We start from the raw sequence: 8,188 nt of genomic DNA on the forward strand, positions 1-8,188 counted from the left end.
AACTGAAAACTCGGAACTGAAAACTCCCTAGGGAGCAGGGGGGAGGGTATCAGGGGGCAGGAAGCAGGTGAACCGCGCGTGGTTCCTGCCTCCTCTCCCCTGATACCCTCCCCCCTGCTTCCTAGGGAGTTTTCGGTTTCAAGTTTTCAGTTCAGAATTGCCCAGCCCAGTTACACCGCATCCGACAGCGACGAAAACGTAAAGTCTCGGACTTTGATCGGCGGCATGTACACTGCGCCGCCGGCGCCGAGGTTTTCCGACGCGTTGATGCGGATCGTCGGGCCCATCGCTTCCAGATTGTTCAGGAAGAAGATGGGCGATTCGTTGAATCGGAAATTCTTGATCGGGCGCGTGACTTTGCCGTTCTCGATCAGGAACGTGCCGTCGCGCGTGAGTCCCGTGTAGAGAATCGTGCGCGGATCGACGCCGCGGATGTACCAGAAGCGCGTCACCAGGATGCCGCGCTCGGTGTTCTTCACCATGTCGGCCACACTCGTGGTGCCGCCGAGCATGCGCAGCGAACGCGCACCACCGCCTCCGCCACCACCACCGCCTCCACCACCGGCGCGCGTGGGCTGCACGCCCTGCTTCTGCGCCCAGAACCGATCGTAGTTCAGGTTCTTCACGACGCCGTTCTCGATCCACGTGATTTTCTCGAGCGGCATGCCGTCGCCATCGTAGCCGCCGCTCGTGCTGGGTGAATCGGCCGGGTCGGTGATCAGCGTAACGCGGTCGTCGACCACCTTGAGCCCGATCTTGTTGCCACCGCCCTGCTTCGAGAAGAAGGAGCGGCCCTCATCGGCAGAACGTGCCTGCATCGCACCGGCGATCAGCTGCACCAGATTGCCCACGGCCGTGGGCTCGAGGATCGTGGTGTAGCGCCCCGGCTCGATGGCCACCGGATTGCGCGAATCCTTGGCCTTCTGCACCGCCGTGGCGGCCACGCGCGCCGGATCGAGATCGGAGAACGTGTTGCCGTCGGTGCATGCCCAGCCGGAGCCGGTGCCGTCGGGTGAGCGCACCGTGGTGGTCATCGTCACCGATGAACTCGAGTCGTACGCGAACAGCCCCTTCGAGTTCGCGAGCGCCGTCGCTCCGGCGCGACACTCGATGAAGCCGGTCGCGATCAATTCGTTGGCACGCGCCAGCTCGGTTACGATCTTCGACGCCGCCGCGCGCTCGGTCGGCGACGGCAACGTGATGCTGCGCTCGCGCGGCGATGGATACGTTTGCGCGCCAAGCTCCGGCATGCGCTCCGGATTGGGCGGCACCAGCTTCGCGATCTCGTACGCCTGCTTTGCCGCCGCGGCGAGCGAGGCTTCGTCGAGTCGGTTGGTATTCACGCTGGCCGCGCGATTACCGGAGTACGCCGTGATCGTGACCTGCGTATCCTGATTCTCACCCGACGTGGTGACCTGATTCAACGCGAAGCGCGTGTCCGCCCGCGCCGCACTGTTGATGGAAACGCGTGTCTCTTCCGCCGGCGAGTTCCGCAGCGCGCGCTGGGCGATTTCCTGCGCCTCGGCACGCGTGAGAATCCCGGCCGGTGCATACAGAGAACGGGGGCCGAATTCGCTCACGCCCTCCTCCCGGTGTTGATGATGTTGGTCTGCTGGAAGAGCGACGGCACGCAGCCGTGGCTCACGGAGTTCGACTGACCCGGCTGCCCCTTGGCATCGCCGAAGGCGCCGCCCAGTTCGTAGCTCTTCTGGCCACCGATGGCCTTGAGCGACTTCCAGAACTCGGGCGTGCGGAACTGGTACGCGACGTCCTTGAGCTGTCCGACGATCTTGCCACCCTTCACTTCGTAGAAGATCTGGCCGGCGAACTGGCCGTTGTAGCGCTGCTGATCGATCGAGAACGAACCGTCGCCTACGATCGCGATCCCCTTGTCCATCTTGCCGATCATGCTGTCGAACGTATCGTCGTTGTTGCCCGGCACCATGCTCACGTTCGGCATGCGCTGGAACTGCACGTCGGCCCAGCTCTGCGCGTACGAACAGCCGTACGAGCGCACCGGCTTGCCCACGCTCTTGTAATAGTCGGTCATCATCGTGGCCTGTTCGCGCGTGGTCTGGTAATCCACGAACACGCCGTTCTTGATGATGTCGAACTTCACCGGCTTCACTGCCTCGTCGTCCCAGCCGATGGCGCCCAGTGATCCCTTCTGCTCGCGATCGCCCACGATGTTGAGCAGGTCGGAGCCGATCCGCAGCTTGCCCAGCACCTGCGCCGGCGGCGCGATGAAGCTCGTGCCCGCGTAGTTGGCTTCGAAGCCGAGCGCGCGATCGAGTTCGGTGGGGTGCGCGATCACTTCGTGCACCGTGAGCCACAGGTTCGACGGATGCAGCAGCAGGTCGTAGCGACCCGGCTCCACCGGCTTGGCACTCAACTTCTGCACGGCCAGCTCGGCCCACTTGGGCGCGCGTTCGGCCATCTTCGAGTTGATCACCCACTCGTAGCCCAAGCCCATCGGTGCAATCTCACTGCTCTGCACCGTCTGGAAATCAGAGAAGTCGGCCGACACGGCCGTGATCGACATGCTCGGCGACGTGCGATAGATCGTCTGCACGAGGAACGATCCGTCGCTGGTCATCAGCGACTTCTCTTCGCGCAGGAAGAACATGCTGGAGGTGACGTTGCGCACGCCCTTCACCTTGAGCGCCGACTCGTTGGCGGCCAACAGCAGCGCCACCTTGTCGGTGATCGCCACGGTGAACGGATCGGTTTCGATGGGGCTCTTCCACTCGCCCACCTGATTGCCGGGCGTGGGGGCCAGCTGCACCGGACGCAGCTGACTGGCGCGGTTGGCCCGGGCCTGTTCGAGCGCGGCGCGGGTGGCGTTGGCCACCGAGTCCTTGTCGAGGCGGCTGGTAGCGGCGAAGCCCCACGCGCCGTCGACGAGGGTGCGCACGCCGAGGCCGAAGGTGTCGGTGTCGCTGACGCCCTGCACGATGCGATCGCGCGTGTTCACGTTCTGCTGGCGTCGGGCGGCCACGCGCACGTCGGCGTACGAGGCGCCGCCCGTCTTGGCCACGTCGAGCGCGGCCTGCATGAGGGCCTTGATGGCCGGATCGTCGGCCGACGGCAGGTCGGACGATATGAGACCGGGGGCGGCGATCAGCGAGCCGGAGGAGGACAGCGCGGCGGCCGATCGCGTAGCGACCAAACCACCGGCGGCCACAGCGGCGCTGGCCTTGAGGAAATCGCGGCGGGAGCGTGTCATGAGCAGATCATGAGCGGGGCGGGAGGAGACGCGAACCGCTCACGGCGTGCCGTGGGCGGGTCCGGGACGGACCAACGGTCGTTGCAACTTACGCGCCCGACCGCGGTCCTGTTGGGCGCCGTGGCCCGCGCGGGACGGTCGCCCTGCCGTATTCGTGCGTTGGCCGTACCTTGATTGGGAACGGCCCGCGTCATGACGGCGCGCGCCTCCCCTCACGCTTGCCGTTGGAGCCGTCCCGCCCATGCCCCCGCTCCGTCGTCCCACGCTGGCCGTCGCTCATGCCGGCGTCGCCATGCTCGCGCTGCCGCTGGCCCTCTCCGCCCAGATCCTCCAGAAGGCACCCGGTGCGCCGACTACGCTCACGCCGGCACAGCAGGACGCCCGCGCGATCTACAAGGAGATGGTCGAGATCAACACGGTGGACTCTGTGGGATCGGTGACGAAGGCCGCCCAGGCCGTGGCGGCCCGCTTCAAGGCGGCGGGGTTCCCGGCCAACGATATCCAACTCGTGGGGCCGCCCAGCGCCCCCGCCAAGCAGAACCTCATCGTGCGCTACCGCGGCAAGGGGCGCGGCAAGCCGATCCTGCTGCTCGCCCACCTCGACGTGGTCGCGGCGATCCGCACCGACTGGCCGCGCGATCCGTTCACGATGACGGAACAGGACGGCTACTTCCTGGGACGTGGCGTGGCCGACGACAAGTCGATGGCCGCCATTCTCACCGCCAACCTGCTGCGCTACAAGAAGGAAGGGTGGGTGCCCGAGCGCGATCTCATTCTCGCCCTCACCGCCGATGAAGAAGGCGGTGGCGAGAACGGCGTGAGCTGGCTGATTGCGAATCGTCGCGAACTCATCGACGCCGAGTACGCCATCAACGAAGGCGGTGGCGGCACGCTGCAGGATGACAAGCCGCTGTTCCATTCCATTCAGGCCGCCGAGAAGGTGTACAACGACTACACGCTGACCGTGCTCAACACCGGCGGTCACTCCAGCGTGCCGCGCAAGGACAACGCGATCTACTCGCTGGCGAACGCGTTGGCCCGCATCGAGCAGTACACCTTCCCGGTTGAGCTGAACGACATCACCCGTCCGTTCTTCGAGCAGACGGCGAAGGTGGAAATGCCGTCGCTCGCCGCGGCCATGAGGGCGCTGGTGGCCAATCCGGCCGATACGGCCGCGGCCCGCATCATCTCCACCGATCCGCGCTACGCCTCGATGCTGCGCACCACCTGCGTGGCGACGCGCCTCTTTGCCGGTCACGCCAACAACGCGCTGCCCCAGACGGCGACGGCGAACGTGAATTGCCGCATCGCGCCCACGAGCTCCGGCTCGCAGGTCAAGGCCGCGCTCGAGCGGGTGATCGGCGACGCCACGGTGAAGGTCACGGGGGCGCGCGAAGACCGCAAAGACGGCGCCCCCGGCCCGATCAATGCCACCCTGCTGCAGGCCACCACGCAGCTCACGAACAAGATGTTCGGCGGCGTGCCGGTGATTCCCACGATGAGCACCGGCGCCACCGACGGCTATCGCCTGCGCGCCGTGGGCATTCCCACCTACGGCGTCAGCGGCATCTTCTCGTCGCCGGGCGAGACCAACGCGCACGGGCGCGACGAGAAGCTGCGGGTGAAGAGCTTCTACGACGGACTCGACTTCCTGTACGAACTGGTCAAGCAGGTGGCCGGTCCCAACGCAGGCAAGCCGATTTCCTGAGGCACTGATTGAACGACCCGACCATGACGCCATTCGAGTTGGTCGCCGCACTGACCTCGGTCACGGCGGCGTTTGCGTACGTGAACTTTCGGTGGCTGCGCCTCCCGCCCACGATCGGCCTGATGGCCATCTCGTTGACGGTGTCGCTGCTGCTGCTCGGCCTTGGCCAGGCGGGGCTCGTTCAACTGGCGCCGCTCGCGGAGTTCGTCCGCGCCCTCGATTTCGATACGACGTTGTTGAAGGGCGCATTGGGAGCGCTCCTCTTTGCCGGGGCGATTCATGTCGATCTGACCCAGCTTCGCGCCGAACGGCTGATCGTTGGCGTCCTCAGCACCGTCGGCGTTTTGCTCTCCACTGCCGTGGTCGGTGGCGGGACCCTGCTGATTACGAGCCTGCTGGGGATCCCGGTGCCGCTGGCGTGGTGTCTGGTGTTCGGCGCGCTGATCTCGCCCACGGACCCGATCGCCGTGGGCGCGATCCTGCGCAAAGCCGGTGTCCCGAAGCCGTTGGAAGTCACGATCACCGGCGAGTCGCTGTTCAATGACGGCATCGGCGTGGTCGTGTTTGTCGTGTTGCTTGGCGTGGCGAGCGGCGATGCCATGACCATCACACGCATTGCCGAACTGTTTGCCGTCGAAGCGATCGGTGGCGCCCTGTTCGGCGCCGTCATCGGTTGGGGCACCAACCGACTGCTCGCCCGCATCGACAATTATCAGGTCGAGATTCTCCTCACGCTCGGATTGACGACCGGTGGCTATGCGCTGGCTAACCGATTGCACATCTCCGGACCCTTGGCCATGGTGGTGGCCGGTCTCATGGTGGGCAACGGTGGCCGCGCGTTCGCGATGTCTCCGATGACACGGGCGCGACTCGACGACTTCTGGGAGCTGGTCGACGAGTTCCTCAATGCGATGCTGTTCGTGCTGATCGGGGTGGAGGCCGTGATCGTGGAGTTCACCGGCGCCTCCGGTCTGGCCGGCGCGCTGGCGATCCCGTTGGTGCTGCTCGTACGATGGATGAGCGTCGGTCTTCCGCTCGCCGTGCTGCGTCGCTGGCAACCGTTCCCATCCGGGACGCTGACGATTCTCACATGGAGCGGACTGCGCGGCGGCATCAGCGTCGCGCTCGCCCTGTCGTTGCCGATGGGGGCATACCGCTCCACGCTCGTCACCATGACCTACCTCGTCGTGTGCTTCTCGATCCTCGTGCAGGGACTCACGGTGCAGCCGGTGGTGCAGCGGGTCCTCGCCCGGCACCTACGACCGTCTGCGTCGAGACCCGGTAACGCGGCTGTCGGCCATACGGCTGTCGGCCACACGGCAGACGACCACGCCAGCATGTAACTTGAGGCCATGGCCATCCCGTTCCGCACCACACTCTGGCGCGTCCTGCTGATTCAGGCCGCCACCCTGGCGCTGCTGTGGCTGCTGCAGTCGCGGTACACCCTGCGACTGCCGTAGGCGTCCGCATGCATTGGATCAATTGGGTGATCGTGGCCGTGTACCTCGCGGTCGTGGTCTTCGACGGCCTGCGCCGGACGCGCGGCACCACGAACATCGAAGGCTACTTCCTGGCCAACCGCAGCCTGCCATGGTGGGCGGTTGGTCTCTCGGTCATGGCCACGCAGCTGTCAGCCATCACGCTCATCGGCACCACCGGCCAAGGCGCCACCGATGGCCTGCGCTTCGTGCAGTTCTATTTCGGACTGCCGATCGCGATGGTGATTCTCGGGGTGACCATCGTGCCGTTCCTGCACGGCGCGAAGGTCTTCACCGCTTACGAATTCCTCGAGAAGCGCTTCGACGCGAAAACGCGCTCGCTCACGAGCTTTCTCTTCCTGCTCTCGCGCGGCATGTCCTGCGGCACGATCATCGCCGCTCCCAGCGTCGTGCTCTCGGCCATCTTCGGCTGGGACATCACCTGGTGCGTGGCGCTCATCGGCATTCCCACGGTCATCTACACCGTGCTGGGCGGCGTGCAGGCCGTCACCTGGGCCGATGTGAAGCAAATGGTGGTGATCGTCGGCGCCCTGCTCGCCATTGTGGTCGTGCTCATCATGCGCATGCCCGTACCGCTCGACAACGCGCTCGAGATCGCCGGCGCCACCGGCCGGCTGCGCGTGTTCGATTTCTCGTTCAACCTGTCGGAGACGTACACGTTCTGGTCGGGCATCCTGGGCGGCACGTTCCTCATGTTGTCGTACTTCGGCACCGACCAGAGTCAGGTGCAGCGCTACCTCGCCGCCAAGTCGGTGGACGAAGCACGCAGCTCGCTGTTGATGAGCGCCTACTGGAAGATTCCGCTGCAGGCGCTGATCCTGCTCATCGGCGTGTTGGTGTTCCTGTTCTATACGTTCACGCCGGCGCCCATGCTGTTCAATCCGCAACACAGCGCACAGGTGCAGCAGCGGGAGCCAGCTACCTTCGCCACGCTCGAGTCGCGCTACACCACGGCGATCACGCAGCGCACCGCCGCCGCGAATCAGGCGTCAGCGGAGATCGACCACGGCGCCAGCGCCGCAACCACCAGCGCGCTGCTCGCCTTCCGTAGCGCGGACTCGTCGGTGAACGTGGTGCGCAAGGACGCGCTGGCCGCCGCCGGGCGTGTGACCGGTGAAGCCTCGCGCGATGTGAACTACATTATCCCGCGCTTCGTGCTCGATCACCTGCCGCTCGGCTTCGCCGGTATCTTTCTCGCCGCCGTCCTCGCCGCCGCCATGTCGAGCATCGCCGCCGAGCTGAACTCGCTCTCCACCGCCAGCGTCGTGGACTTTTACCAGCGCTGGTTCAAGCGCGAAGGCAGCGACGCACACTACCTGTTCGTGTCGAAGGCGGCCACCGCACTCTGGGGTGTATTCGCCTGCGTGGTGGCGGTGTACGCCGCCAACCTCGGCTCACTGATCGAAGTCGTGAATCGCTTCGGCTCGTTCTTCTACGGCTCGATCTTGGGCGTGTTCATTCTCGCCATGATTCCGCGCACGCGGGCATTCGGCGCCTTCGTGGGGCTGCTGAGCGGCATGGGCGCCGTGGCCGCGGTGTCCTTTGGTGTGCCGAGTGTGAGCTTCCTGTGGCACAACGTGATTGGGGCGGTGGTGGTGGTGGTTGTAGGCTCCGTGTTGAGCTTGGGAGATCGGAAACTGCAAACTCCCTAGGAAGCAGGGGGGAGGGTATCAGGGGGCAGGAAGCAGGGTTTCAAGGGGGTTCAAGGGGTCAGAGTCGTGGTTCGCCGGGGGGGCCCCACACGGGCCCCGTGAA

5 protein-coding genes are annotated in these 8,188 nt (G+C 65.6%); 3 read left to right on the forward strand and 2 right to left on the reverse strand.

Annotated elements, in window-relative coordinates:
• Positions 1-170: 170 nt before the first annotated feature.
• Complete coding sequence (locus ACIRA7_RS13125) at positions 171-1,580, reverse strand: TldD/PmbA family protein (RefSeq protein WP_396221294.1); 1,410 nt, start codon at positions 1,578-1,580, stop codon at positions 171-173.
• Positions 1,577-3,226 carry a TldD/PmbA family protein gene (locus ACIRA7_RS13130; protein WP_396221295.1) on the reverse strand — a complete coding sequence of 550 codons (1,650 nt, stop codon included), beginning with the start codon at positions 3,224-3,226 and terminating at the stop codon, positions 1,577-1,579. The genes ACIRA7_RS13125 and ACIRA7_RS13130 overlap by 4 nt, the downstream gene beginning before the upstream one ends.
• A gap of 241 nt (positions 3,227-3,467) precedes the next feature.
• Here ACIRA7_RS13130 and ACIRA7_RS13135 point away from each other — a divergent pair, with 241 nt between their 5' ends.
• The 3 genes from ACIRA7_RS13135 to ACIRA7_RS13145 all read left to right on the forward strand — a co-directional run bounded on the left by ACIRA7_RS13135 (position 3,468) and on the right by ACIRA7_RS13145 (position 8,085).
• On the forward strand, positions 3,468-4,934 hold the full coding sequence (locus ACIRA7_RS13135; RefSeq protein ID WP_396221296.1) for a M20/M25/M40 family metallo-hydrolase: 1,467 nt from the start codon (positions 3,468-3,470) through the stop codon (positions 4,932-4,934).
• An 8-nt stretch (positions 4,935-4,942) separates the two neighbouring features.
• Positions 4,943-6,277 carry a cation:proton antiporter gene (locus ACIRA7_RS13140; protein WP_396221297.1) on the forward strand — a complete coding sequence of 445 codons (1,335 nt, stop codon included), beginning with the start codon at positions 4,943-4,945 and terminating at the stop codon, positions 6,275-6,277.
• A gap of 125 nt (positions 6,278-6,402) precedes the next feature.
• A complete protein-coding gene (locus ACIRA7_RS13145) occupies positions 6,403-8,085 on the forward strand; it encodes a sodium:solute symporter (protein ID WP_396221298.1) in 1,683 nt (560 codons plus the stop codon).
• The last annotated feature ends 103 nt before the right edge of the window (positions 8,086-8,188 follow it).

Source organism: Gemmatimonas sp., assembly GCF_044376735.1.
In the GTDB taxonomy this organism is placed as follows: Bacteria; Gemmatimonadota; Gemmatimonadetes; order Gemmatimonadales; family Gemmatimonadaceae; genus Gemmatimonas.